Here is a 26438-nt window from a genome sequence, read left to right on the forward strand (position 1 = left end):
AACGCTTTTAAAGACTAAGTAAAATTAATCCTTTGTTCTAGGCATAATCCTAATTACTATTAGGATCAACTGCCAACTGCCAACTGGCAAACAGCTCTCGGTCTTTGTACTTGCTCTGGTACTGCAGGGGAGTACAGTGGAATGGTGACAGTAAAGGTTGTCCCAATACCAACTTGGCTATTTACCGTAATTTCACCACCGTGTACTTCCACAGACTGTTTTACAATTGCAAGTCCAAGTCCAGTTCCTGGAATATTACCCACATTATTGCATCGATGAAATGACTCAAACAGTTGCTTTTGGTCTTCTTCTGGGATACCAATACCCTGGTCTTTAATCTTGAATATAACCTCTTCTTGCTGACAAATCAAGTCAAAGTTTATGGTGCTGTCATTGGGGGAATATTTAGTGGCATTTGAGAGCAAATTTATCAAGATGTGTCTGAGCAGTTTTTCATCAAAATTAACCTCTGGGCATTCACATTGAATAGAAAAAACAATGCTTTGTTGGGTGTCAATACCTAGTTCGATATCTTCGACTAAATCACGACAGAATTCAAGTAAATTTAATGGTGCAGGGTTAAATTTTAGTTTTCCAGCATTAGCTTTATTGACTACCAACACGTCATCCAACATGTGGAGCATATGTTTGACATTGACTTGAATCCGATCTAGATAGTTTTGTTTTTTCTCATCAGTCCAATTCTGGCTGTAATATTTGAAGATTTCAGTAACCCCCATAATAGTGGTTAGGGGGGTGCGGAACTCGTGGGAAGTCATAGAGATAAATCGAGATTTGAGTTCAGTGAGTTCCTTTTCTCTTTCCAGAGATTTGCGAATCTGTTTTTCCAGTCGCTCCCTAACTTGAACTTCGTGCAAAGTCTGGTAAAGCGTAGCATTTTCCAAAGAAATTGCCGCTTGATTACACAGAAGGCTTAACACTTCTAGGTGTTCATTGGTAAAATTTCCAGAAACCATATTATTTTCTAAGTACACCATACCAATCAGATTGTTTTTCCGGAGAAGTGGCAAACACACAGCTGACTTGGGCTGATTATTTATGATGTATATATCATCAGCAAAAGTAGAGTTATTAACAAGATTATTTAAAAGTAAATTTTCTTTAGTGATAGCCACATAATTAATCACGGATATGGGCAAATGCTGAGTAATGGTAACTGGGATTGACTCCCGGAATGTTACTCCATTATTAACCACTGTTCCTGCCGCTTCTATAATCAATTTATCGTCTTTTGACAAAATGATAAACCCCTTTTTCGCTCCAGCATTAGTCAGGAGAATCTGCATCAATTTGTCCAGTAAATTCTCGAAAACTATTTCTTCTGAAATGGCTTGAGATGCCTTGATCACGTCAGATAAATCCAGGGCGTTTAAACTTACTGCTATCGTTGAGTTGGTTATGGAATCTAGTGGAACTTTCGTTGTTGGTTGGGCGGTAATTTTGCTAAGGAGTTGGGGGTATCTTGATTCTAAGTCTCTCACTTTTGCCAGAGCTCCCCAGCGACTGTATCCATAGTAGGCATCAGTCAAGTAAGCCTGGGCGATCTTTCGTTTGCCACAAGAGAGATAAAACTCTGCTGCTAGTTCATTGGCTAGTGCTTCTTCCTGGATATAGTCCTGGTCCGCTGCTCCTTCAATCCCTTGGTCATAACGTTCCATGGCTTGCCAGTGTTGCCCTAAAACTCGTGCTTTCTCTGCCTCCACTAGCTCGTATTTATGTTTGAAGTTTGATGGAGCATGGTATGCCCAGGTTTTCAGGGTTTCCTGATTAGCTGCTACTTCGGTCAGGTATTCACCTTGCTGCTGTGGCTCGACATGGGGATAGTGAGCCAAAAGCGCTAGAGAATAGTAGAAATTGTGCTCAGCAACAAGAATCAAGCCAGCGACAGATTGTGCGTATTGCTCTGCTGCCCTGGCCTGAGCAATAGCTTGCTCGGGTTGTTTAAACCAATAAAACAGAATCGATTTGGCAAGATATAGATAAAACAGAGACGTTCCATTATTCTGTTCTCTTAAAATGGGAAGCATTTCTAATTCATTAAAGTCTTCCCCAATTAACTGACAGGGATCGTCAGATTTACCGAGTAAATTTAAGGTTAATTGTTTGCCGATTTGACCATAAATAACATGATAGTCTAGCTTCCTTTTTTGCAGCCACTCCAGATACTGCCCATACTTCTGAGCAGCAAGGTCGAGATCATCTCCCACAAACAATAGGTTGGTACAGTAGTTGAGGGCAGCAAAACCGGAATAGGTTAGCTCTCCGGTTTCAAGACCGCTGTTAAACGCCTCTAGTAAGGGGTTTAGGGTTTCCTTCAGATGCTCTTTCCAGTGTCTGATATGACCGTTAAACATATCTAATACTATTGATTTCAACTCCTTAGCATCGAATTGCTCCAACAGCATCAAAGACAGTTGACCAAATTTATAGCCACCATCGATATCTCCCATAAATCCACACAGGATCATGGCGTAATTAATATACGTGTCCGTGGACAGATGTGAATTCCCATGGTTGATACATAGATTGATTTGTGTAAAGATCAGCAGTGGATACAATGCCGGATTAGCAACAAAAGCAGGGGTTCCTACAGACTTTAAGATCCCCATGGCTGCTAGTTTAGTCAGGTCAGTCATTTCTGGTAGGTCAGCCAAATCCTCACTAATCAGGTCTTTGGGGGGGTCTTGCTCCAGTGGAATCCCGAGCATGTCTAGAACCTGTAGCCCCGTATCCAGGGCGACTTGCATTTGGTTTTGAGCAATATAACCGTGGATTTTTAGTTCATACACCTTGACTTGATCTAATTGGGTTTTGGCTTGTTCCAGAGCCACTCTAGCCAAGAGGTTTGATTGGTCAAAATTGCTGTTGAGGTATTCCGCTTCCACCACTTCTAGATACAAAGCAAGGGTGAAGTCATAGTTGTCAGTCCAGGTATCTGCTGGTAGGAGTCCTAGACCTACATTCAGATACTTGAGAGCGCTGGCATAAGCGGCTGCGGCCTTGGCTTTCTGACCCGCGATCAGATTGAGTTGAGCTAGCTCATCTTTTTCCCACTGAGCGGTGAGTAAGTCCGTGCCAAAATTGAGTTGGTTAACCAAGGCAAAGATATTCTCTTCCCGTGCCTCTGGAGTGGTATGGTTCAGCAGTAATTTGCCAATTTTTAGGTGGGTTGCTTGTTGGTCAGATTCGGGAATCAGAGAGTAGGCGGCTTGCTGCACCCGGTCATGTAAAAATTTGTAGTTAACCTTGACATCACTGAGGCCAAAATCTGCGGATTCCTCCTGTTCAAATAGCAGAGGAATTTTGTAACTATCACTCAACGGCAGAATCAAACCGATCTGTAGTGCCTCCCAGAGCTGAGTAGCAGTGATAATGGTTGAGTCTTCATTGACAATGGCTAGCATCTCTAAGTTAAACTGATTGCCCAGACAAGCTGCCAATTTTAAAACCTGCTGGGTGGTTTCTTGTAGCTTGCCAATACTTCTGGCAATCAGTTCCACCACGTTATAATCAGTGATGCCAATGGCTTGAATTTGATCAATATCCCACTGCCAGCTGCCACTGGTGACGTCATAACTCAGCAAGTTTTCTGAATAGAGGGTTTTGAGCAGTTGGGTCAAGAAGAAGGGATTACCTTGGGTTTTATGGAATAATAGCTCTGCTAGGGGTTTGGTCTGGTTTTTCCCTTGGGTGTCATTGAGAGTATCAGCTACTAATTGCTGAACGTATTGTTTCCGTAACGGCTCAATCTTGATCTGATCTATGACCGAGTCAGTTTCTTGAATTTTCTCAATGGTTTGAATCAAGGGATGGGTCGGACTGACTTCGTTATCTCGATAAGCTCCAATGATTAACAAATAGTTGCGATCGCAGTTCGTCATTAAGGTCTGGAGCAACGTTAATGAAGCTAAATCTGCCCACTGTAAATCATCAAGGAAGAGCACCAGGGGATGTTGGGGTTGGGCAAAGACACCGATGAATTGTTGAAACACCCGTAAAAATCGGTTTTGGGATTCCGATGCTCCGAGTTGGGGCACTTCCGGCTGTTCACCGATAATCAGTTCCACTTCGGGAATGACATCAATAATGACCTTGCCATTGGCACCCAGAGCATGTAATAAATTCTGTTTCCAAATCCCTAGTGTTTGAGCCGGTTCTGTCAACAGTTGCCGAATTAATCCCCTAAATGCCTCCAGCAGGGCAGCGTAAGGACTATTCCGCTTAAACTGGTCAAATTTACCACTAATAAAATACCCTCGCGCTTTGACAATTGGTTTATGAACTTCATTGACCACTGAGGTTTTACCAATCCCTGAGTAACCGGATACCAGCATCAACTCAGTGGCTCCAACACTGACTCGTTCAAAGGCCTCCATCAGGGTGGCTACTTCCCCTTCCCGACCATAGAGTTTTTGAGGGATGAGCAGTCGGCTCCCGATGTCATAGGTCCCGGGAGTGAAGGTTTCAATTTTTCCGGTGGTTTGTAGTTGGGATAGACAGGTTTCTAGGTCAACCTTTAGTCCAGCAGCACTTTGGTATCGGTCTTCAGCATTTTTCCTTAGGAGTTTCATCACAATCAATGAAACTACTTCACTAATTTCTGGATTAAGCTGATGAGGAGGGACAGGATATTGAGCCAGATGATGGTGAATCAATTCCATGGGATCGGTGGTGATAAAGGGTACCCGATCCGTTAGCATTTCGTAAAAGGTGGCACCTAAGGAATAGAAGTCGCTGCGGTAGTCAATGGAGCGGTTCATCCTCCCGGTTTGCTCCGGTGAAATATAGGCAAGAGTCCCTTCCAGCCAATTAGGATTGCTAGTGGTGGGATTCTCTAGAGACAGGCGCGAGGCAATGCCCAAGTCAGTGATTTTAACTTGTCCTGTTTCCGGATTGATGATGATATTAGAGGGGTTAATATCTTTATGAATAATCGGGACTTTGTGCAGCTCATCCAAGGTTTCTACTAGAGAAATAGCTATCCGCAGAAAGTCCTTGATAGTCATGGTGTGAGAGTTGATCAAGTGCTTGAGGGATTGACCCCCAAAATCTTCAAATATCAACGCCAATCCATTATTATCGTTTTCCAGACCGTAGCATTTGACAATGCCTTCACAATCAATAGCTTGGGAGATTGTATATTCTTGTCGTAAGCTGCTAATCTCTTTAAGGGAGGGATAGTCCGATTTGATAAGTTTAATAATAACTGGTCTTTGCTGTTGCTGGTGATAGCCGCGATAAACAACTGTACTAACACCAGCTTCTAGTTCTTCTAGAAGTTTAATTTGATAGTTTGGGAATTGTAACATCATCTCTCCCTTGAAGTTTTTAGATATAGTAATTGTGATAGCTATACTGATTTAATCTTGTTTAATCTTGGTGATGGCGCTTCTGATTTGGCTCAAGTAGTTCCTGTAGTTGATGTCGGGTGGGCAGTGCACCAGACAGATAATGAACCTTGCAAAGGGCGTTGGTAGGCACTGCCCACCCGAAGATTAATCTTTAACTGGACTGGGTCGGATCAGTAAAACCAGCAGAGATTTTCAAGCAGCCGTACCAGCACCCCCAGCTTGTTTACTACCGACCGTTGATTAGCTGACCGCTGACCGCTGACCGCTGAATGCTTACCGCCCTAGTCAGGAAAAATTCAACGGTCAAGGGAGAAGGGTGGAGTGCTATTGTCCCTTTTTCCTTTGCCCATTCTGCTTTTACCCGACCTTTAGGTCAGTTGTCTTGCATTCAATTGAGAATTTCCATACAGCATAGTTTCCTACAGCCTATTTTAGGGATTACATCTCTAGAATTCCCGGAAATGCTACTCAGGTAACACTCAGATCACCTCCAGTTAATCACTTGGTTGATCGAATGGTGTTTGAAAAGTCTGTTTACTACTCGGAAGAGCGAAGCATGATTGACCGACTTATAGCAGAAGTCAAAAGTCAGAAGTCATTTGTCAGAAGTCAAACTCTTGCGCTTCTTGATGCAGTCGCTCATGGGGGAAACCCCCAAGACCGCGCTGCATCGCTTACAAAGGGTGTGAGACTTTTGTCATGTCCTAACTGCCCTGGCGACTGCTATATATCAAGTCTGGTTGAATACCCATCAATTTTGGGACCCGGGCGCGGGGCTGACAAGGGTAGGTTTTTTACTTTGGAGATAGGTAATAGGGAATGGGTAATGGGGAATGGGGAATGGGGAATGGGTAATGGGTAATGGGTAATGGGGAATGGGGAATGGGGAATGGGGAATGGCTAATCGGAACCCACCCCTAACCCCGACCAGGAGGGGAAGAGCGGGAGATGGGTCGGTAATCGGTGGAAATTCTGGGAGATTTTCCGACATATTTTCCGAAATTTATTCCCAATGCCAGTACGTACTCGCCCTGCTAGGTAAAAAACCTACCCAAGTGAGGGAGGGTGGGGAGGGTGGGAAGTCTCGGGAGATGGTCAGATGGTCAGATGGTCAGATGGGGGAAATTTTTATTAAGGGTAATTATGCCGACATGATATTACTAGGGTTTTAGCCATTAGGATTTTTCAAAACGGTTTTCTCAAATCAGATTATCAATCATCTCGGGATTATTGATAATGGAGGCCGCTTATTGACATTGATTCAGCAGATTTCCGGTTTTACATACTATCAAAAAACTTTTATCTGTAGTTTGTAATACAAAATAATATGAGGTTACCCTGCAAACTCAATAGGTAAAGATTTATTACGAAAATACTAATTTCTGCGTAAAGTCAAAAGATTATCTTGGGGAATAAATAGGGAGCATCCCACTGCTGTGTGAGCGTGATTATACCGCCCACATATAGCAGAAGTCAGAAGTCAGAAGTCAGAAGTCAGAAGCGGTGCGACCCTGGTGATTTCTAATCACCATCAGAATGCGCACCAAGAGAGTCAAAGTCTTGCGCTTACTTAGGTTTAATACTTTTGTCATGTTCTAACTGCCCTGTCTTGATGCAGTCGCTCATGGGGAGGGGCTGTGTGCGGAACCTGCGTCCGCACCTTGTAAGCCCCGTGGAAACCACGCCAGTTGCTCATGGGGGAGACCCCCAAGACCGCACTGGCTCCCCAAGACCGCGCTGCATCGCTGGCGACTGCTATAAAAAAATATATTTGCCAAAATTTGATGCTAACAATCAAGAGTATTCAAGTTATCTTTCTAAGTGCTTGTAGAATAACATGTTCTCCCGCAATCTCGCCTTGATCATCGGTATCAATAACTACACAAACGGCATTTCTCCCCTGAACACTGCCGTAAACGATGCCAAAAAATTAGTGGAAATTCTCCGCAAAAAGCATGATTACGAAGTCTGGGAATGCCTAGACGAAGTGGCAACTCTGTCTAACTTTAACAAATTTTTAGAAAAAACCTTACCCGAAAAAGTCACTGAAAATGACCGCTTATTATTTTACTTTGCTGGTCATGGAGTCGCTCTCAATGGGGATGATGGTCCGGCTGGTTACTTAATTCCTCAAGATGCTTTACTGGGGGATACTAATAGTTATCTGCCCATGACGAAGTTACACGATGCTTTAAGTCAATTACCCTGTCGTCATTTCTTGGGTATCCTCGACTGCTGTTTTGCTGGTGCTTTTAAATGGTCGAGTACTAGGGATTTATTAACCTCGCCAGAAGTAATTCACCAAGAACGATACGACCGTTTTATTAGTGACCCAGCCTGGCAAATTATTACTTCTTCAGCTTCTGACCAAAAAGCCCTCGATAACTTTAATTTAGATAGCGAACGCAGTCAAGTCGGTAATCATTCCCCTTTTGCTAGTGCATTATTAGAAGCCCTAGAAGGGGCAGCAGATATCTATCCTCCTGCTACCAATGGTAAACCGGCTGGAGATGGGGTAATTACAGCCACAAAATTATATTTATATTTACGGGATCGAGTAGAAATACCTACAGAAAAATACCGTCTGCGACAAACCCCTGGTATTTGGTGTTTAAATAAGCACGATAAGGGAGAATATATCTTTCTTTCTCCGGGACATGAACTTAACTTACCACCCGCACCACCATTAGATGAGTCAAAAAATCCCTATCGCGGTTTAAACTCCTTTGACGAGAAACACAGTTCACTGTTTTTCGGTAGAACATTACTAGTAGAAAAGTTAGAAGATTTTGTCAAAGCTAATCCCCTGACAGTGGTGTTGGGTGCTTCCGGTTCCGGTAAATCTAGCTTGGTAAAAGCAGGATTAATTCCCAAACTACGGCAAGATAATACTGAGAAATGGTGTATTTTGCCACCCATCCGTCCTGGTGAGACTCCCTTGCCAGCATTAAATAATGTGCTATGTAATGCTAAGTTACCTAATGTTGAGCCACAAAACCCACAGCAGAACCTGGCAATGAGCATTGATGTTTGGGGGAAAAATAACCCCAACTCTAAGTTATTACTGTTTATTGACCAAAGCGAAGAAATTATTACACTCTGTCAAAACTTAGATCAGCGTAAGGAGTTTTTCCAACAGATACTCACAGCCATCAATGGCCATGGGGATAAATTACGGGTAGTATTAACCTTACGGTCTGACTTTGAACCCCAAGTCAGGGATGCTGGCTTAAAGTTTGTCCCCACAGACTATAACGTGGAAAACACTGTGCTTACAAAGCGTTGGCACAGCGGACGATTTATTGTACCGGCGATGACACGAGGGGAACTAAAGGAAGCCATTGAAAAACCGGCTCAAGCACGGGTAATGTATTTTCAACCCCACGAATTAGTAGAAAAATTAATTGATGAAGTGGCGGATATGCCCGGAGCATTACCCCTGCTGTCTTTTGCATTGAGTGAATTATTCCTCAAGTATTTAAGGCGGCAACGGGAGGCACAATACAGGGGTATTACTATTGACCGGGCGTTGACTCAAGCCGATTATCAGGAATTGGGGGGAGTAATGCGATCGCTAACTCAAAGGGCTGATCAAGAATATGAGGCGCTAGTTAATGAAAATCCCGCTTATGACCAAGTAATCCGTCATGTGATGCTGCGGATGGTGGCACTAGGTGGGGGTGAGTTAGCCCGTAGGCGGGTACCTTTATCGGAACTAGAATATCCACCAGCAAAAAATGGTTTAGTTAAGGAAGTAATTGAGCGTTTTAGCACAGCACGGTTATTAGTAGAAGGACAAGATAGTGAGGGTAAGCCCTATGTCGAACCTGCCCATGATGCTTTAGTACGGGGATGGCAAAGATTGCTGGGATGGAAGCAACAGGAGGAGGAAAGCCTACTTCTGCAACGGCGGTTGACGACCGTAGCCCAGGAGTGGAAAAGCCAGCAACAGGCAAAGTTTCTTTGGAATGCTAACCCTCGTCTGGATTTGTTGAAAAAGGTATATTTATCGGATGATAACTGGTTAAACCAGGTAGAAGTTGATTTCGTGCGGCGCAGTGTTAGAAAAAAACGCCGTAACACAATGGTGGGTTGGAGCATCGCTGGCTCAGTTCTTTTGGGGGCAATGATTTTCAGTGCTGCGCTTTGGAACCAATGGAGAAACTCTGAACTTAATAATGCCAATTCTCTCGGTCGCTATTCTTTGTCCCTGTTTGCTGAACATAAAGAAATGGAGGCTTTCGTGGAGGCGATTAGGGCAGGAAAAATCCTACAAAAACACAAGAAAAGCGACCCACAGGTGATGAGTGCCCTGCAGAAAGTTCTTTATGAAGGCAGCGAACGCAACCACTTGCAGGGGAATGATCAGAATGTCACGAGCGTCAGTTTCAGCCGGGATGGTCAGACCTTGGCTTCTGGCAGTGATGACAACACGATCAAACTCTGGAATCTAGAGACAGGCGAGGAAATCCGCACCCTGATCGGGCATACTGAAACTGTCCATAGCGTCAGTTTCAGCCGGGATGGCCAGACCTTGGCTTCTGGCAGTTATGACAACACGATCAAACTCTGGGATCCTAAGACAGGCAAGGTAATCCGCACCCTGATCGGGCATACTGAAGTTGTCAGGAGCGTCAGTTTCAGCCGGGATGGCCAGACCTTGGCTTCTGGCAGTGATGACAACACGATCAAACTCTGGAATCTAGAGACAGGCAAGACAATCCGCACCCTGATCGGGCATACTGAAACTGTCATGAGCGTCAGTTTCAGCCGGGATGGCCAGACCTTGGCTTCTGGCAGTACTGACAACACCATCAAACTCTGGGATCCTAAGACAGGCGAGGTAATCCGCACCCTGATCGGGCATACTGGCCGTGTCAATAGCGTCAGTTTCAGCCGGGATGGCCAGACCTTGGCTTCTGAAAGTGATGACCACACCATCAAACTCTGGAATCTAGAGACAGGAGCCGAAATCCACACCCTCCAGGGGCATGATCACTTTTTCAGGAGCGTCAGTTTCAGCCGGGATGGCCAGACCTTGGCTTCTGGCGGTAGTGACCACATCATAAAACTCTGGGATCCTAAGACAGGCGAGGTAATCCGCACCCTGATCGGGCATAATGACGATGTCATGAGCGTCAGTTTCAGCCCCGATGGCCAGACCTTGGCTTCTGGCAGTGATGACAACACGATCAAACTCTGGAATCTAGAGACGAGAAGGGAAATCCGCACCCTCAAGGGGCATGATCACGTTGTCCATAGCGTCAGTTTCAGCCGCGATGGCCAGACCTTGGCTTCTGGCAGTTTTGACAACACCATCAAACTCTGGGATCCTAAGACAGGCGAGGTAATCCGCACCCTCGTGGGGCATGATGACTTTTTAAATAGCATCAGTTTCAGCCGGGATGGCCAGACCTTAGCTTCTGTCAGTGATGACAAGACCATCAAACTCTGGGATCCTAAGACAGGCAAGGTAATCCGCACCCTGATCGGGCATACTGAAGCTGTCGAGAGCGTCAGTTTCAGCCCCGATGGCCAGACCTTAGCTTCTGGCAGTTATGACAAGACCATCAAACTCTGGGATCTAGAGACGGGAAGGGAAATCCGCACCCTGATCGGGCATACTTACACTGTCTTGAGCGTCAGTTTCAGCCCCGATGGCCAGACCTTGGCTTCTGGCAGTTATGACACTACGATCAAACTCTGGAATCTAGAGACAGGTAAGAAAATCCGCACCCTCAAGATGTATGATAGCGTTGCCACTAGCGTCAGTTTCAGCCCCGATGGCCAGACCTTGGCTTCGGCTTCTAGCAGTAGTGAAAACACCATCAAACTCTGGGATCCTAAGACAGGCGAGGTAATCCGCACCCTGATCGGGCATGATAACGATGTCAATAGCGTTAGTTTCAGCCGGGATGGCCAGACCTTGGCTTCTGGCAGTAGTGACGAGACGATCAAACTCTGGAATCTAGAGACAGGAACCGAAATCGTCACCCTTCAGGGGCATATTGACAATGTCGATAGCGTTAGTTTCAGCTCCGATGGCCAGACCTTGGCTTCTGGCAGTAGTGACGAGACGATCAAACTCTGGAATCTAGACTTAAACTTAGACTCTTTAATGGCGAGGAGTTGCGATTCGGTGCGCAATTATTTGCAGCATAATCCTAATGTCAGGGAGAGCGATAAGCACTTGTGCGACAATCTAAAGAAGTAGTTGCAAAAGATAAAAGTTTTTAAGGCCGTAGCAGCTATTCGTCAAGTCCCTTGACCGTAGGTCACCCTACGCGAACGCGACCATTCAAAATTAAAAATTAAGAATTAAAAATTCAAAATCCGTAATTCTTAATTTTTAATTCTTAATTTTTAATTCTTTACCTTTAATTCCTTAATCAGTAATCTTGCTCTCAACCCATCCACTTGTGGTGCAGAGCATGATCACCAGCAACTACAAAAACATCAAGGCGGTCAGGTCCCCAAGATGCTGCTGCTAGCCCAGCAATGCTGTAACCACCTAGGTTTTTCCAATTTTTCCAGGCAGAACCATCCCAGGAACGGCAATAGACCTTGCCCATGGATCCAATCACGAAACAATCTAGCTGGTTGACTCCCCTGGAGACAGCAGCTATACCATACTGACAGTAGCCTCCCAGTTTTTCCCATGGAGTCCAAATGGAACCATTCCAGGTCTTGTAGTATAGAGCGCGATCGCGACCAATGGTAAAGGTAGCGATATGGTTTGGCCCCCAAGACACTGCTGCGGGTGCAGAAATAGAGTAACCCCCTAAGTTTTCCCAACCACGCCAAGCCGAGCCATCCCACCACTTGTGGTAGAGGGCGTGGTCAGTACCAATGATAAAAGTGTCAATGCGGTTAGGTCCCCAGGAAGAAGCCGCTGGAGCATACAGGCAGTAGCCCCCTAGATTTTCCCAACCACGCCAAGCCGAGCCATCCCACCACTTGCGGTACAGGGAATTATTGCTACCAACCACAAAGGTGTCAATGCGGTTAGCTCCCCAAGAAACTGCTGCGGGTGTAGAAATAATGTAACCCTCTAAGTTTTCCCAGCCGCGCCAAGCCGAGCCATCCCACCACTTGTGATACATAGCGTGGTCAGTACCAATCACAAAGGTGTCAATGCGGTTAGGTCCCCAGGAAGCAGCCGCTGGGCTATATATGCCATAGCCGCCTAAATTTTCCCAGTCACTCCAAGTACCGTCACTGGGGCGAGGGCGAGGACGGGGTGGGGGAGTTTTGATTTTGTCAAAAGCTACCTTGGGCTGAATAATACCAGTACCGGAATGCTGATCCCATCCCTGAGAACCAATATTTTTAGCAGTACTCTCCAGGAGTTTCTTAACTTCCTGCTGAGTCAAGCTCGGCTTGGCTTGCTTGAGCAAGGCTACTACTCCAGCAGCAATGGGTGTGGCAGCAGAGGTACCGTTATCACAGGGGAAGTAACCCCGGAAGTGGGTGATGGAACAGAAGTCAGGCTTTTGGGGGGACAAAGCCGCTGGTCCTTGGCTGCTATAGCCGACAAACTGTTCATTCTTGTTAACTGCGCCCACTGTCATCACTAGGGGATGACCATTCGCGCCCCAGATACTTTTACCAGGACCGAAATCTGAGGCACAACGACCATCAGGACAGGTTCCACCACAGTTACCAGCGGCAAACAGAACTAGAATCCCTTGATTGATGGCTTCCACAACTTTGCGGGTGAAGGGATGGTTTGGATTTCTGGCATAAGTCTTATCCCACTGTTCCTGGTAAATTCCCCAGCTATTGGTGAGAATGTGGGGTGTGCCGTCAGTTTTATGCTGCTTGATTGCCCAATTGAAGGCAGCCAGGGCATTAGAGATGGCATTCCCTACTAGTGGAAAGTCATAGAGCTTGGCTTCTGGAGCCATACCCAACACATCTGTAGCGCACATATTGCCATGTTCGCCCCAGCTGCGAGCTTGAGTCCCCCATTCCACGCTGCGGTGGTAGCCACCAATGACATTGCGAATTCGCTTGGAGGGTTCTCCGGGACGCACAGGACGACCAGCTGCTGTAATTCCGCCATCAACGACACCAACAACAATACCTTGACCTTTATAACCAGCAGCGTGAATTTTATCAACGCCAAGATATTTGGCTACGTCCGCCATAGTTCCCTTAGCAGCCCCAGGGTTACAGTCACAAGAACCAATCGGACAGCTACCAAACCCTGCCATTGGTTCTACCATCGGATACTCTTGCTGTAAGGTGGTAGTGCTGAAGGGTTCGATCGGGGTGTCTGGCCAGACTTTGATCACATTAGGTTGGGCTTCGAGGGCGGCAATTTGGTTTTGAGCAACTTTGCCCTTGACAACGATCACCTCTTCATCAGAGGCTTGAAGTTGCATGGCCAGTTCCGGTGTCTCAGGATCCATCGATACTGGCTCGTAGTCATAATCGATTTGGAAGCTAGGAACCCTGAAACTTCCTGCCATGTAAAACAAGTTAGCGCCTTGACCCTTAGGTGCTCGCATTTCTACCAGCACGTTTTCCATAGGAATATCTGGGGCAGATGAACTCATTGGCACTGCTGTGGGTATATTGCCTTGACTGGATACAGCATTCATGTCAAAGGATGAAATCTGGTCATCAGCCATTTCCCCTAAGGACATGCCATTGGTAGTTGCTTCACCATTAGTCATACCTGGAACCATTGGTTCGTGACTTTCTATGTTTTCCATTGTGCTAATTTCTGATGATGTTTTATAATTGGCTCGATAGAGAGGAGTCTGTCTTAGCTTTTGTTTCAGGATCAGGTTGATGTGAGTGTTTCTGAGCAATACAGTCAACTACCCATTGACCCTGAAGAATTCCAGATTTTTTCTCAAAGTTTTTGTAAAGGTGATATACTTCCGTTATAACTCAGCTGCATTACTGCACTAGCTGCTGTGAAGAGCAATGGCTTAGTCGAGACTTTCCCCTTAACTTGCAAAGAAAACGTTAAACATCCCTACTCCCCAACAGAACTGTGTTATCTAATCTTTAGGTCTAGGCTTTCGGATCTGGACTGTTACCTAAGCTGAAGGGGATACAGCTGTGCAATTCGATTCCTATAATATTGATGCCCCGGGGCAACGGCGAGTAGAAGTTGAGGCTGTTGTTGAATACTTGCAGCAACTCCCTCAAGGTACCTTGTCCGATGGCTAACCAAAGCAGATCGAGTTTGAAACCAGAAGCACCACCTTGGTGGATTGTAGGGTGGGCTAGTTCACTAGTTTGTAGTAGAATATAGGATATAAGGCTGAGGGTTAGTAAACAGCTAGAGAAAATGTCGCAGAGTCTACCAAAAACTCTGATTATTTGTTAGACTTAAATTAGGGTAACACCGACAGGGATTATTATGTAACTTAAATTAAAGCCGAAAACCAAGGGTTTAATAGTTGCGCTGTAATCCCGGTGGAACGAACTTTTTTGACATTTTTATGGCGCTCGCGGGATATTCCGTCACAGAAGCGCGGAGATACCCCCTGGATGCGATGGCATCTTGCATTGGCGGGCAAAAGTCGTTCTTGGTAGACTTTGGTAGCTAAAAAGTATCGGCTACCAAATTTAACTGAAAATAAATTGAAACAGGGGCATTCATTCAAGGTCAAGGAGAAACTAGAAAATAGGGAACTTGGGAACAGAAAGTATTCCCCGTTTACCTTTTCCCGTTCCTGGTTCCCGAGTAAGCATTCAGCCGTCAGCCGTCAGCCGTCAGCCGTCAGCCGTCAGCTAAAGTAACTCAGCATTATTCCAATGCTTACCTGTTGTCTTGATCCCAAGCGCGAGTGGGGGAAACCACGGCAGCGCGGTCATGGGGGGAACCCCCTTTGGCGGCGCTGCCTCCCCAAGACCGTAATGGTGCGTTTGACCCGTAATTAAATTCGCCACGGGTCGCACCTCTGCATCGCTTATTCAAAAGCACCATCTGTAGCACCTCAAGTAGCGTGCGCATTAGCTGATAGCTGATAGCTGATAGCTGATAGCTGATAGCTGATAGCTGATAGCTGATAGCTGATAGCTGATAGCTGATAGCTGATAGCTGATAGCTGATAGCTGATAGCTGAATACTTACGTTCCCGATCACACAAGAGCCTTGCCCTGGATTAACTGGATAGCTGGCTGAGCTATCAGTAGATTTATAGGGGATTCCTTTTGGTTAAACTCATCAACTCATGTCATGCAACAAGAAGCGGCAGCTGCTAAACCAATTCGTTCACTAGAAGATGCTATCGATAAGTGTCAGACCCTGGGTATGCGTCTGAGTCGTCAACGTCGCTTCATCCTAGAACTGTTATGGGAAGCTAAAGACCATCTGTCAGCGCGAGACATTTATGACCGATTGAATCAACAAGGGAAAGATATTGGTCATACTTCTGTTTACCAGAATTTAGATGCCCTATCTAGTCAAGGTATTATTGAATGTATTGAGCGCTCGGATGGACGGTTGTACGGCAATATCAGCGATAATCATAGCCATGTCAATTGCCTGGATACAAACCAGATTCTTGATGTTTATGTAGAACTACCGGAAAACTTGCTCAAGCAAATTGAGGAACAAACTGGTGTAAAGATTACGGAATATCGGATTGATTTTTATGGTTACCGTCAGGACCAATCACCTAACTCCCCTTCGGAGGGGGTAAGCGAGTAGGGAGTAGGGAGTAGGGAGTAGGGAGTAGGGAGTAGGGAGTAGGGAGTAGGGAGTAGGGGTTGCGAAAATTGACTGTACTTCAGTGAAAAAATGTCATTTGAGTTACCGAAAAAACAGACTTTTTTTTATGGTTTGGCCATAACGCAACTAATCAATCAAAGAATCAATCAAAGTATGACGTTTGAATGGGGCAATTAAAAATTGAAGTAAATCCACAGTTGTTAATAAAAACTAGCCAGATGGTGGAGTATTTTGTTAAGCACTGAGCTACTGACCGACTCATTACGATGGATATTTACCAATCTACCATTCGTCCAATTCTCTTTTCTGGGTTGAAGACAGATCCAGAATGGTTACACAATAGAACTCTGGGGCTATTGAGCTGGCTGTCATCGAATCAGAAATCTACTCTAGGTCACTGGCTTCAGGGTCAATTACAGCAAAGGTTTTGCCTAAATGATGCTCGCCTTGAACAAACCCTCTGGGGAGTAAACTTCCCCAACCCTCTCGGTTTAGCAGCAGGGTTTGATAAAGATGGTGTGGCTGCTGGAATTTGGGGAAGCTTAGGGTTTGGCTTTGCTGAACTCGGTACTGTAACCTTTCATGGTCAACCGGGAAATCCTCGTCCTCGTCTATTTCGCTTGATAGAGGACAAAGCTGCTCTGAATCGGATGGGATTTAATAATCTCGGAGCTACAGCAATGGCTGCTCGATTAGAACAGTTGAAGGTTAACAGGTTACAGGTACAACCACCGTTGAAGGTTAACAGGTTACAGGTACAACCACCGTTGAAGGTTAACAGGTTACAGGTACAACCACCGTTGAAGGTTAACAGGTTACAGGTTGCAGGTTTAGAAAAGAACCTACCGGAAGAGAAAGGCAAGGGCGAACAACCTACCGGTAGGGAACGCCTTGGGCAAACAACTTTCAACCGGATCCAAGCTTCAGGTTTAACTATTCCGATTGGCATTAATCTAGGTAAATCTAAAGTAACACCCCTAGCAGAGGCAGCAGATGACTATCGGTCGAGTTTTGGCCTGTTGAGGGAATTGGGGGATTACTTTGTGGTGAATGTGAGTTCACCGAATACACCAGGATTGCGATCGCTTCAGGATGCCACTCAACTTAGTCTGATCTTAGATGCTCTGCAACAGGAAAACGTTTCCCAAAAGCCGATTCTGGTCAAGATTGCCCCGGATTTAGAGTGGAATGCGATCGCAGATGTGCTTGAGCTTGCCCAAACCTATGGGTTAGCTGGGATTATTGCTACTAACACTACCATCCGTCGGGATCTGCTCAAAACACAACGGATTGCGGCAACGGGCAAACCGGTAACGGAAGAAGCTGGGGGGATTAGTGGAGCTCCTTTGCGTCAACGTTCTACAGACGTAATTCGATTTATCTGGCAGGAAACTCAAGGAACTTTACCGATTATAGGGGTTGGAGGGATTTTTACGGCGGAGGATGCTTGGGAGAAGATTACTGCAGGTGCTAGTCTAATTCAGGTGTACACGGGTTGGATTTATAACGGTCCATGGATGGTAAGGCAGATTCTGCAAGGGCTGTTGCAGAAGTTGGAGGAAAGAGGCATGAGTTCAATTTCTGAGGCAGTGGGTTCTGGGTCTGGTTGAAGGTTGAAGGTTGAAGGTTGAAGGTTGAAGGTTGTTTGGTTGAACGCGATCGCGTGGCCTTTTGGCCAAGGTTGTCTGTCAGAATGCAGAATTTAGAATGCAGAATTTAGAAGGCCGAATTTAGAATTCTACATTCTTAATTCTACATTCTACATTTTTAATTCTACATTCTTAATTCTACATTCTTAATTCTACATTCTACATTCTTAATTCTTAATTCTACATTCTTAATTCAAAAATTCAGATTACCAATTCTGAGCGCAGGATAGTAACTGCTTGTCCACTCAGAAAAACGCGATCGCTACCGGTATAGTTAACCTTTACTACACCACCCCGAGAGGAGGCTTGGTAGGCTAAGAACTCATCTTTACTATTGCGCTCGCGCCAGAAGGGAGCGAGACAACAATGGGCAGAACCTGTAACTGGGTCTTCATCAATTCCCACTCTGGGGGCAAAGAATCGGTAAACAAAGTCGTATTCTGAATCACTGTCAGCCCAACTAGTAACAGTTACTGTAAACAGAGGTAAGGTTTTCATCAGTTGGAAATTGGGCTGCATCTGCTTGACCAACTCTTCCGACTCGACCTCCACCAAATAGCCTAGGGAATTTTTCCCAACCCACTTGATGGGTACACCTAAGGCTTGGCTGAGTGCTTCTGGAGTACTGATAACTTCTGAGGGAATCACCGGGAAATCCAGTTGAATCCACTCACCCTGGCGCTGAGCTATCAGCAATTCATTCTTGGTGTAGAACCGAATCGTTTGATCAGGGGAGACATGTCCCTCTGACCAGAGAACATGAGCACTAGCTAGGGTGGCGTGACCGCATAAGAAGACTTCCACTGTTGGTGTAAACCAACGCAAATTGAAACCATCCTCTTGCTTGACTAGAAATGCGGTTTCAGATAAATTCATCTCTCGGGCTACGTTTTGCATCCAGCTGTCATCTTGGGCAGTTGGTAAAACACAGATAGCAGCAGGATTTCCTGTAAAGGGTTTACTGGTGAAAGCGTCTACTTGAATAATGGTTTGTCCCATAATCAGGCAAAAGGTTAAATCAAGTCTGGTTAAGGATTTTTAAAATGATTGATTGTGTTAATTTTAAATTGTTAAGTGTCACTTGATCATTAACAATTTAAAATTAACAATTAATTAACAATTAACATGCCATAAATTTTCCGAAGATGTTATCTAGAATTGAGCCTGTCTCCGGCGGGAGAGTAGAACTGTAAACGTCCAACACCTAAATATAAACCATAGGGCCTATCTCCAGGGGGGAAAGCTGTAACCCCAAACAGATAGACACCACCCCATCGTGGATTACGAACAGGACGAAGCCCAACTGTAATGGTTTTTCCTGGGTTTACTGGTGGATCGAAGGTAACTGAAATTGTTTTGGTTGAGTCGTCTTTTGTTACCCTTCCCAGAGATAACGGCTGACCCCGGTCTTGGTAGGTTCCTTCAAATGCTGAGGATTTCTCGGGATAGAATCGAATCTTATATCCTCCTTGACGCTGATTAATGGTTAATCTTTGGAGTGGTTCACCTATATCCCCTGGTAAGTCCACGGTGAAATAGTATGTTCCTCCTCGAACATCAGCTTGATTAAAGGTAGTTACTGCATCCAACAACCTAGGAGATTTCTCAAATGAAACTCTGCCATCCGCTAACTGAACGGCTTGGGTTGAGGGAGTATCCAAAATTACTAAGGATAAGACTAAGGCTATAGTAATTTTGAGCAAGTTTACCGAAAACAGAAGGGGCGCACGGAAGCTCAATCTCTTTAGAGCTGGGATCAAGGGTGACGCGGTGGTATATGAGGCCGTCTTTTCTTTGATTTCACCATCTAACATGTTGACACTAGTGATGATTCTTGTTATTTGATAATTCTAAGGTAAAAGGTTAGTAGGGAAAGCATAATTGATCCTGTACAACTATGGCATCTGTCTGTAGTGAGGAAAATCACGAAGGGAGTAAAGGTGGGGAAGCATGGCACCATGCACAATGGCAAAATCAAGTATTTAAAGTCAAACTAGTATTTATTATTTCCCCATCTCCGTGATCTTCCGATCTCCTCTTGGAATACATCCTATGTCTGTTTTGTCAAGCCCTCAATTCTATCCACCTAGGCTCAATCCCGTATTAACCCGCCTCTGTCAAAGCTTTTCTGATCTACTCGCCGATAATTTTTATAAACTGAAGTTAGTGGTTGAGTCTACGGACCTAGAGAAACTGGCTCGGTTGGAAGAGGAACGGGTGGTTTATCTCCCGAATCATCCTACCCTTGATGATGGGGTGGTTCTGTTTCTGTTATCAACTCGGTTAGGGCAACTGTTTCACTATGTTGTGGCTTACGAGAGTTTCCGGGGATGGAACAAAAAATTTCTGCCCCTGATGGGAGCCTACTCGATTAGACGGGGTTTAGGCGATCGCGCCAGCATTGCCCAAACCCTAAAGTTACTGAAGCAACCGAGTTGTGATTTGGTAATTTTCCCCGAAGGCGGCTGCTCTTATCAAAATGATACGGTTATGCCCTTCCGAACGGGAGCTATTCAACTGCCTCTACAAGCAATGAACCAAATGGTCAAACAGGGTGAACCTGTTCCTAATCTCTATTTAGTACCGGTAAGTCTGAAGTACCACTACACTGATTCCATGAAGCCAGTGATTGATCAGACCCTGTCCCGTCTAGAGAAGGCGTTCAACATTAATGCGATCGCACCAAACTTCTATGGGCGTTTACGGGCTGTGGCTGAGCAAGTAATTCTTCGCTTGGAGACTGAATATGACCTGAATCTAGACCAAACCACTCAGATGGATTGGAACCAACGGATTAACCAGCTCAAAACTCATCTGTTGAGTGAGTGTGAACAGAAGCTAGAGCTAACACCGGCAACCATGACACCAATCCGAGAACGAGTGTATAAAATTCAGTCAGTCTTAAAATCCCGTGCTCAAGAGTTAGAACAGTTTGATGAAACGACTTATGAATCAATTTACCAAGCTACTCTCCGCCTGCTGAACTTTGATGCAATTTACGATGGTTATGTTGCGGCCTCCCCTACACCAGAGCGTTTTTTAGATACCCTGACTCGACTAGAGCGGGAAGTGTTTAAGTTTGATCGACCTTTGCCGAAAGGACACCGGAAAGCGAAGCTCCGCATTGGAGACCCCATAAACCTCAAAGAGCATTTTGAGTCCTACAGACAAAACCGAGCAGCTACAGTGGAGATGTTGACCCAACAACTGCAACAGACAGTTCAAGAAAATTTATCGTAAGCATATGCGCTACGCGCATATGCTTACAGTATTACTCAACTGGATTTGAGATTAGTCCTGACAATTAATTTAAAATTTGTTTGCAAAAATACTTTTGTTTGCAAAAATACTTCACACTTTTTCCAAAAACAATTGGTTAAGCTAAGAGCAGGATAGAAAGTAGAGGAAATTTTATGAACGCTGTTTTTGGCGTGGATTCACAGCAAAGCCGCTGGCGAACCATTGCCATGTTTGCTTTAGGGTTTTGGCTGAGTAGCAGTTTGGTTATAGACTTTGTGATCATGCCATGCATGTCTACAGCTGGCATGATGAGTCAAGCTAGTTTTGCTACAGCTGGCTATTCAATCTTCTGGACATTTAATCGTGTTGAGCTTTTGTGTGGCGCTTTAATATTAGCTAGCCTCCTAGTGCTGCGTGGTAGTTCTAATCTTTATCATTACGTCAGACGCTGGTCTATTTTATTATCCCTGCTCATGCTAGGGATCGCAATCATTTATACCTACATCATGACACCCCAGATGAGCGCTATGGCTCTACAACTGAATCTTCTAGAGCCAGTGAGTGGCATGCCAGCAGGAATGGTGCAAATGCATGAAGGCTACTGGCTGCTAGAAGCAATCAAGTTAATCGGAGGGACTACACTACTTAGCTGGTGCTATCAAGACTATCGTAGATTGGTGTGTTCGTGACCTGCTCCCACACTCCCCCTAACCCCAGAGGTGATTAATGCTCGTCGAAATGATTGTCAGGTTAATCGGGTGAAAGGGAGGTGGGGTGGTGGGGGATCAATCCTCCACCGTTCCTTCTGAAGGCCACAATAGCCGTAATGCCATCAAAGCAAAGCCAATGGCTGCGATCGCTTTAAGTAGACGAGTAGGTAATAGATGAGCCACCCCTCCCCCAGCTACTACTCCCAGAAAGCTAGCAAGTATCAGTGCCGCTATAGTTCCCAAAAACACAGTACGGGGGGAATTGAGACTACCACTGAGTGCGATCGCTGCCAATTGGCTTTTGTCTCCAATTTCAGCTAAAAATACCGTTAGGAAACTTAGTCCTAGTAATTGCCAATCCATCGTCTAACCTTAAAGCATCTAACCTTCAACTTTAAACCTCCAACCTTCAACCTTGGCCTTTCGGCCACGCTACGCGAACAACCTTCAACCGTCTAACCTTCAACCGTCTAACCTTCAACCGTCTAACCTTCAACCATCTAACTAATACTAATTCAGTTTGATTGCATCCCACAGAAGCATAACTGATATCAACAGTAAAAGTGTTCCGGCAGCAGTATCTATCATCTCAGGGGAGAAGCGCTTAGCGAGCCAATGACCAATCAGTACACCTAGCAAACTAGTAGATATCAGTGCTGCGGCAGCACCAACAAACACAATCAATGGAGACTGGGATTCAGCAGTGATTAGTAGTGTTGCCAATTGGGTCTTGTCTCCCATCTCCGCTAGAAAGATGGTTAGGAAGGTTGAACTAAAGATTCCCCATACAGCCATCTGGTTTACTTTTACTGGCTGACTCTGGTCAGATTGAGTCACTGGAAAACTGCTCAAGATATAGGTACTCTATACAATTTACCAAAATTTGCATAACTTTACATAAATTCTGAGGCTGTGATCGCTCTCAAAATGTCAGGACTTAGGCGGTTAAGTTGATTTCGCCCCCCTAGCCCCCCAATTTTTCGGTGCGACCCGTGGCGAATTAAATTCGCCAACGGAAAGCGCACCGGGAGGGGTAATGATGTCAAAGTCCCCCTCTGGGGGACCAACGGGTGCAAATGCGTAAGTCCTAAATGTAAATTCTTAAAACAAGTTGAGACTTTTCTCCCCGAAAATTCTTATGATTGCTTTGGTAAGCATTCAGCTGTCAGCTGTCAGCCGTCAGCCGTAACTCAGATTAAACGTTACCGTAGCGTGGCCACAGGCCAAAGCTTACCTGTTTTATTCAAAAGCTGATTGCTGATTGCTGATTGCTGATTGCTGATTGCTGATTACTGATTGCTTAGTTGCTTTGATTGCTGATCAATTTATCAAATATGGGAGAAACTGCATTGATTAACTCAATTTTGTTAGCTGCTGTGGAAACCTCTGTTCCGGTGACCCCAGAGTGGAGTCCCACAGTGGGGATAGTAATGATTTTGTGTAATCTGTTTGCGATTACTGTTGGTCGCTTTGCCATCAAAAACCCCGGTCAAGGCCCAGCTTTACCTGGTGCCTCTGGACTGTTTGCCAATTTTGGTATCCCTGAACTCTTGGCAACTACTAGCCTGGGTCACATCCTAGGGGCTGGTGTCATCTTAGGTCTAGCCACTAGTGGTGTTCTGTAAGGTCTTAAAAAGGACTTAGCTTCAGGGGAAGAGAGGGGAGAGGGGGCAGTGGCAGAAGCCCCAATTAGTCTAAAATTATTTTTGACTTTTGATATCGTATTTGCTTCCCCTTCCCGATTCCCCTAGCAATTCTGGTTGAACTCGCTGCAAAAATAACACCACTGCCGCTGAAAACGACCCCTCGATCACCATCAGGGGAATATGGGCAACCATTAGCCCGTAAATTGCTATCCGTTCTGCTGCCACATTAAAATTAGCAGGAATATTGGTAATGACTAGGACGAAGAATATTAGCGTCGCCACTCCCAAGCCAGCAGCACCCGCCAAGAAGCTGAAGATAGCAGTAACAATTCGATTGCCTTTACCAAACACCCGCCGCAATTGGAACAGGTGATAAGCCAAGATTGCTGATACTGCGATCATGGCTGCATTTATCCCGAGGGTGGAGAGTCCACCATGCTGGAACATAACTGCTTGAAAAAACAAACCAATCAGAATGGCAGGAACGGCGTAATAACCTAAAATTGCCCCTAACAAGCCATTGAGAACGAAATGGACACTCGCTGGTGGGATGGGGAGGTGAATTGAGGATGCGACAAAAAAGGCAGCAGTCAGTAAGGACGCTCTGGGAATTGCCTCCTGGGGGTTTTGATGTTGATCAATTCGACGTAGGGCATACCAAGTGAGTCCACCAGTAGCTGCATAACCAGCAAGACAGACAGAAGCAGGGAGAATACCATCAGGAATGTGCATTAGTTTTCCTCCCTAAGAAAAAGAGTGCTGTACCCACAAATCCCCAGACACCAGCAGCTGCCATGAGCATTCTCTGAACAGGGGTGTAACTAGGACTGGTTGATGAGATCATTAGGGAGTTACCCGCTGCTGATGACTGACCCGCTACAGCAGAATTCTCCTCACCAAGAGTAAGAGTAATCATGCCACCGTGACCAGCTTGGCGCACCTGAATTGTCCAATTTCCCTGCTGAGCGTAATCGGGAGCAAAGATAAACCTGCCGTTGGTGTCACTAGTCCCGGTCTGCCAAGGGGTGGTAGGATTATTGGGAGCATAAATGGTTACTTGGGCATTGGACATCGGTTTACCAGTGTCGTAATTAGCATTAATCTCAATCGCCTCGATAGTTTTAGATTCAAGCCTAGTGCCGTGAGCCTCAGCATTGACTGACCAACTCAAGACAGAAACCAGGCTCAGTAGCATCAAACCTTTCCACTTCATCCTTAATTCTTGACTGTTGAGTGTTGACTGTTAAGCTAGTGTGCATTTAATTGGCATATTTTTTACTTTCCGGAAAAGTCGTCAATCTCTGTGACCCTCTCCCACTCTCCCACTCTCCCCCTCTTCAAGAGTCATGCAAAGCGCGATGGGTCAGAGCTGATCAGGTTTGATTTTTCTAGCACTACCTCTCGATTTTTCCTTGTCTTGATCAGGACTCTAGGTTATAAGACTCCGGGGTTTGGAGTAAGGGTGTTGGGTACGTCATGACCTAGAAATTGGCGTGGATTTACAGTGACCTTCACCGACATGACCTAGGTTAGGCAGAATGTCTTGAGTAAGCTGCTGATAGGTGCGAGCTGGGAGTGCTGATTGAAGCTGAGCCATGGTCACCTCTAGTTTGCCGTCCTTAGCCAGTGCAGCTAATGGCTCAAATCCGATCGCACCAGTGTTGAGGGGGTCATTGGCGGTCAGATCACTATCGCCAAAAATGTGATCGAAGTGGAAGGTAGCTTCTATCTCAGCTTCCCCATCCTTGGCTAGAATCCCTTTGCGCTGATCACCGACGAATTCACCACAGCGGTATTCAATCTCTTGGTCGAGTTTGATCACAAAATCAATGGTTTGTCCCTGCTTACTAGCTTTACCACCCATGACTAAGGTTTGACCCATTGCTGAACCAATCTTGGCTTTGAGCATTTTCCAGGAAAGAGCATTGTAATGACCAGTTGGTGCATCAGCTATCTCACCAATCAGAATTGGCTCGGCATTCTCTCCCCCCTCCGCTAAATCGATGGTTTTGGGATTGGGCAGGATAATTTTCTCTTGGACTGAGATTTCCTTTACTGTATCGGGGTTAAAGGGAGGGTTAGTTTGGTAAGCTGTCATGTCCGCTAGGTTGATGTAAACCCGATCGAAAGATATTTGCCAACGGTCTTTGGAAACAAAGCCCTGTCGGACAAAGTCTTCACCGTTAGCCCGAAATTGCAGCTTGCCATTCCCTGCTGTAGGCTTAGTCTCGCTCTTGGGGTCACCATCACCACAGCCTGAGAGGAAAAAGACAGCTATAACCATTATGTTTACCCATATTTGCACCTTTGTGATCATGATTATGCGATCGCTTCTACCTTCGCTTTTACCTTAATTAGTATACAAAACTTAATAAAACTGAATTTTGGGGTAATGTGCAATGCCCCTCTCCCCCATCTCGCCACACTCCATTAAGGGAGTCGGGAGCGGTGCGACCCGTGGCGAATTTAATTACGGGTCAAGCGCACCGAGGGAGTCGGGAGCGGTGCGACCCGTGGCGAATTTAATTCGCCTACGGAAAGCGCACCGAGGGAGTCGGGACTGGCTAAGCGGGAAAATTGAATGTACCCCTTCAGATCTCAAACGCTATAACCGCTTTTATCATACCTATGAGGTACAGTCTTTATTGGAGCTCATTGCCTTTAAAAGCTTCAAAATTAATGTCTTATTACTTCTGCCCTCTGCCTTAAAAGGATAAGCAAAGTACCTCACCAAAATGAAAATTGCTATATCATCAAACCCAATCGTGATTTCTCATAACACCAAGAAATCCGGCGTTGCTGAATCAAAAAATGGTATATAGCGCTTTTTATCCTCATGAGGTACACATATTTTTTTACCTCTTCCCTCTTCCCTCTTCCCTCTTCCCTCTTCCCTCTTCCCTCTTCCCTCTTCCCTCTTCCGAAGTCCCTGCTCCCTAAAACCCAAAAACTTGTACCTTACTAGATTAAAAACCGCTATTGTACCATAAAATGGTAAAAAAAGGTAGGTCTTTTATTTGCAACAAAACCTACCTATTAACAATGTTACCCACATTATACCAAAACCACCTAACAAGGAAATTTACTCTAGCCGAATATATTTCCTTAAAAATTTTCGTCAATCT

At 45.3% G+C, this 26438-nt stretch carries 22 protein-coding genes; 11 read left to right on the forward strand and 11 right to left on the reverse strand.

From position 1 onward, the window contains the following. Positions 1 to 65: 65 nt before the first annotated feature. Positions 66 to 5333 carry an ATP-binding sensor histidine kinase gene (locus LYNGBM3L_RS03530; RefSeq protein WP_202799146.1) on the reverse strand — a complete coding sequence of 1756 codons (5268 nt, stop codon included), beginning with the start codon at positions 5331 to 5333 and terminating at the stop codon, positions 66 to 68. Positions 5334 to 5641: 308 nt separating this feature from the next. Between LYNGBM3L_RS03530 and LYNGBM3L_RS44870 the strand changes: the two genes are divergently transcribed. The 4 genes from LYNGBM3L_RS44870 to LYNGBM3L_RS03545 all read left to right on the forward strand — a co-directional run bounded on the left by LYNGBM3L_RS44870 (position 5642) and on the right by LYNGBM3L_RS03545 (position 11586). After that, positions 5642 to 5848: a hypothetical protein gene (locus LYNGBM3L_RS44870; protein WP_008179178.1), complete on the forward strand. Its 207-nt coding sequence runs from the start codon at positions 5642 to 5644 to the stop codon at positions 5846 to 5848. Positions 5849 to 6268: 420 nt separating this feature from the next. Continuing rightward, positions 6269 to 6544, forward strand: coding sequence for a hypothetical protein (locus LYNGBM3L_RS42715; protein WP_154659663.1), 276 nt, complete (start codon positions 6269 to 6271; stop codon positions 6542 to 6544). A 500-nt stretch (positions 6545 to 7044) separates the two neighbouring features. Then, a complete protein-coding gene (locus LYNGBM3L_RS44875; RefSeq protein WP_161603124.1) occupies positions 7045 to 7203 on the forward strand; it encodes a hypothetical protein in 159 nt (52 codons plus the stop codon). Between the two features lie 6 nt (positions 7204 to 7209). Then, complete coding sequence (locus tag LYNGBM3L_RS03545; protein WP_008179186.1) at positions 7210 to 11586, forward strand: nSTAND1 domain-containing NTPase; 4377 nt, start codon at positions 7210 to 7212, stop codon at positions 11584 to 11586. A 190-nt stretch (positions 11587 to 11776) separates the two neighbouring features. Here the strand turns inward: LYNGBM3L_RS03545 and LYNGBM3L_RS03550 are convergent, their stop codons facing one another. Together LYNGBM3L_RS03550 and LYNGBM3L_RS42720 are read right to left on the reverse strand one after the other, a co-directional pair. Continuing rightward, a complete protein-coding gene (locus LYNGBM3L_RS03550) occupies positions 11777 to 14092 on the reverse strand; it encodes a DUF8189 domain-containing protein (RefSeq protein WP_202799147.1) in 2316 nt (771 codons plus the stop codon). 1061 nt (positions 14093 to 15153) lie between these two features. Continuing rightward, on the reverse strand, positions 15154 to 15321 hold the full coding sequence (locus tag LYNGBM3L_RS42720; protein ID WP_154659664.1) for a hypothetical protein: 168 nt from the start codon (positions 15319 to 15321) through the stop codon (positions 15154 to 15156). 252 nt (positions 15322 to 15573) lie between these two features. Between LYNGBM3L_RS42720 and LYNGBM3L_RS03560 the strand changes: the two genes are divergently transcribed. Both LYNGBM3L_RS03560 and LYNGBM3L_RS03565 read left to right on the forward strand, forming a co-directional pair. Next, positions 15574 to 16047 (forward strand): Fur family transcriptional regulator, encoded by a 474-nt coding sequence (locus LYNGBM3L_RS03560; protein WP_008179196.1) that lies wholly within the window; start codon positions 15574 to 15576, stop codon positions 16045 to 16047. Positions 16048 to 16364: 317 nt separating this feature from the next. Next, complete coding sequence (locus LYNGBM3L_RS03565) at positions 16365 to 17678, forward strand: quinone-dependent dihydroorotate dehydrogenase (protein ID WP_438941755.1); 1314 nt, start codon at positions 16365 to 16367, stop codon at positions 17676 to 17678. Between the two features lie 240 nt (positions 17679 to 17918). On the opposite strand, the gene LYNGBM3L_RS03570 is transcribed toward LYNGBM3L_RS03565, so the two are convergent. Then, entirely contained in the window at positions 17919 to 18716 is a 798-nt protein-coding gene (locus LYNGBM3L_RS03570) for a PhzF family phenazine biosynthesis protein (RefSeq protein WP_008179202.1), read from the reverse strand. A 149-nt stretch (positions 18717 to 18865) separates the two neighbouring features. Beyond that, positions 18866 to 19531 (reverse strand): DUF2808 domain-containing protein, encoded by a 666-nt coding sequence (locus LYNGBM3L_RS03575; protein WP_008179204.1) that lies wholly within the window; start codon positions 19529 to 19531, stop codon positions 18866 to 18868. Positions 19532 to 19614: 83 nt separating this feature from the next. Here LYNGBM3L_RS03575 and LYNGBM3L_RS48335 point away from each other — a divergent pair, with 83 nt between their 5' ends. The 3 genes from LYNGBM3L_RS48335 (at position 19615) to LYNGBM3L_RS03585 (ending at position 21646) form a co-directional block, all read left to right on the forward strand. Beyond that, complete coding sequence (locus LYNGBM3L_RS48335; RefSeq protein ID WP_267871979.1) at positions 19615 to 19740, forward strand: hypothetical protein; 126 nt, start codon at positions 19615 to 19617, stop codon at positions 19738 to 19740. Positions 19741 to 19769: 29 nt separating this feature from the next. Next, positions 19770 to 20957, forward strand: a complete 1188-nt coding sequence (locus tag LYNGBM3L_RS03580) for a 1-acyl-sn-glycerol-3-phosphate acyltransferase (RefSeq protein WP_008179206.1) — start codon at positions 19770 to 19772, stop codon at positions 20955 to 20957. Positions 20958 to 21130: 173 nt separating this feature from the next. Beyond that, positions 21131 to 21646 (forward strand): DUF4149 domain-containing protein, encoded by a 516-nt coding sequence (locus LYNGBM3L_RS03585; protein ID WP_008179207.1) that lies wholly within the window; start codon positions 21131 to 21133, stop codon positions 21644 to 21646. A gap of 96 nt (positions 21647 to 21742) precedes the next feature. On the opposite strand, the gene LYNGBM3L_RS03590 is transcribed toward LYNGBM3L_RS03585, so the two are convergent. Both LYNGBM3L_RS03590 and LYNGBM3L_RS03595 read right to left on the reverse strand, forming a co-directional pair. Then, on the reverse strand, positions 21743 to 22030 hold the full coding sequence (locus LYNGBM3L_RS03590) for a TMEM165/GDT1 family protein (protein ID WP_008179209.1): 288 nt from the start codon (positions 22028 to 22030) through the stop codon (positions 21743 to 21745). A 147-nt stretch (positions 22031 to 22177) separates the two neighbouring features. Further along, entirely contained in the window at positions 22178 to 22519 is a 342-nt protein-coding gene (locus tag LYNGBM3L_RS03595; protein ID WP_324293447.1) for a TMEM165/GDT1 family protein, read from the reverse strand. Between the two features lie 482 nt (positions 22520 to 23001). Here LYNGBM3L_RS03595 and psaK point away from each other — a divergent pair, with 482 nt between their 5' ends. Further along, entirely contained in the window at positions 23002 to 23292 is a 291-nt protein-coding gene (gene psaK / locus LYNGBM3L_RS03600; protein WP_008179213.1) for a photosystem I reaction center subunit PsaK, read from the forward strand. Positions 23293 to 23367: 75 nt separating this feature from the next. On the opposite strand, the gene cbiM is transcribed toward psaK, so the two are convergent. The 3 genes from cbiM to LYNGBM3L_RS03615 form a co-directional block, all read right to left on the reverse strand. Then, positions 23368 to 24045: a cobalt transporter CbiM gene (gene cbiM, locus LYNGBM3L_RS03605; protein WP_008179215.1), complete on the reverse strand. Its 678-nt coding sequence runs from the start codon at positions 24043 to 24045 to the stop codon at positions 23368 to 23370. Continuing rightward, entirely contained in the window at positions 24032 to 24526 is a 495-nt protein-coding gene (locus LYNGBM3L_RS03610) for a carboxypeptidase-like regulatory domain-containing protein (protein ID WP_008179218.1), read from the reverse strand. Before LYNGBM3L_RS03610 ends, cbiM begins: the two co-directional genes overlap by 14 nt. Before the next feature lie 261 nt (positions 24527 to 24787). Further along, positions 24788 to 25597 (reverse strand): hypothetical protein, encoded by an 810-nt coding sequence (locus LYNGBM3L_RS03615; RefSeq protein ID WP_008179220.1) that lies wholly within the window; start codon positions 25595 to 25597, stop codon positions 24788 to 24790. A gap of 229 nt (positions 25598 to 25826) precedes the next feature. Here LYNGBM3L_RS03615 and LYNGBM3L_RS39580 point away from each other — a divergent pair, with 229 nt between their 5' ends. After that, complete coding sequence (locus LYNGBM3L_RS39580) at positions 25827 to 26030, forward strand: hypothetical protein (RefSeq protein ID WP_008179222.1); 204 nt, start codon at positions 25827 to 25829, stop codon at positions 26028 to 26030. Positions 26031 to 26086: 56 nt separating this feature from the next. On the opposite strand, the gene LYNGBM3L_RS45410 is transcribed toward LYNGBM3L_RS39580, so the two are convergent. Then, entirely contained in the window at positions 26087 to 26260 is a 174-nt protein-coding gene (locus LYNGBM3L_RS45410; protein ID WP_008179224.1) for a hypothetical protein, read from the reverse strand. Positions 26261 to 26438 lie beyond the last annotated feature (178 nt).

This window comes from Moorena producens 3L, assembly GCF_000211815.1.
Lineage (GTDB): Bacteria > Cyanobacteriota > Cyanobacteriia > Cyanobacteriales > Coleofasciculaceae > Moorena > Moorena producens.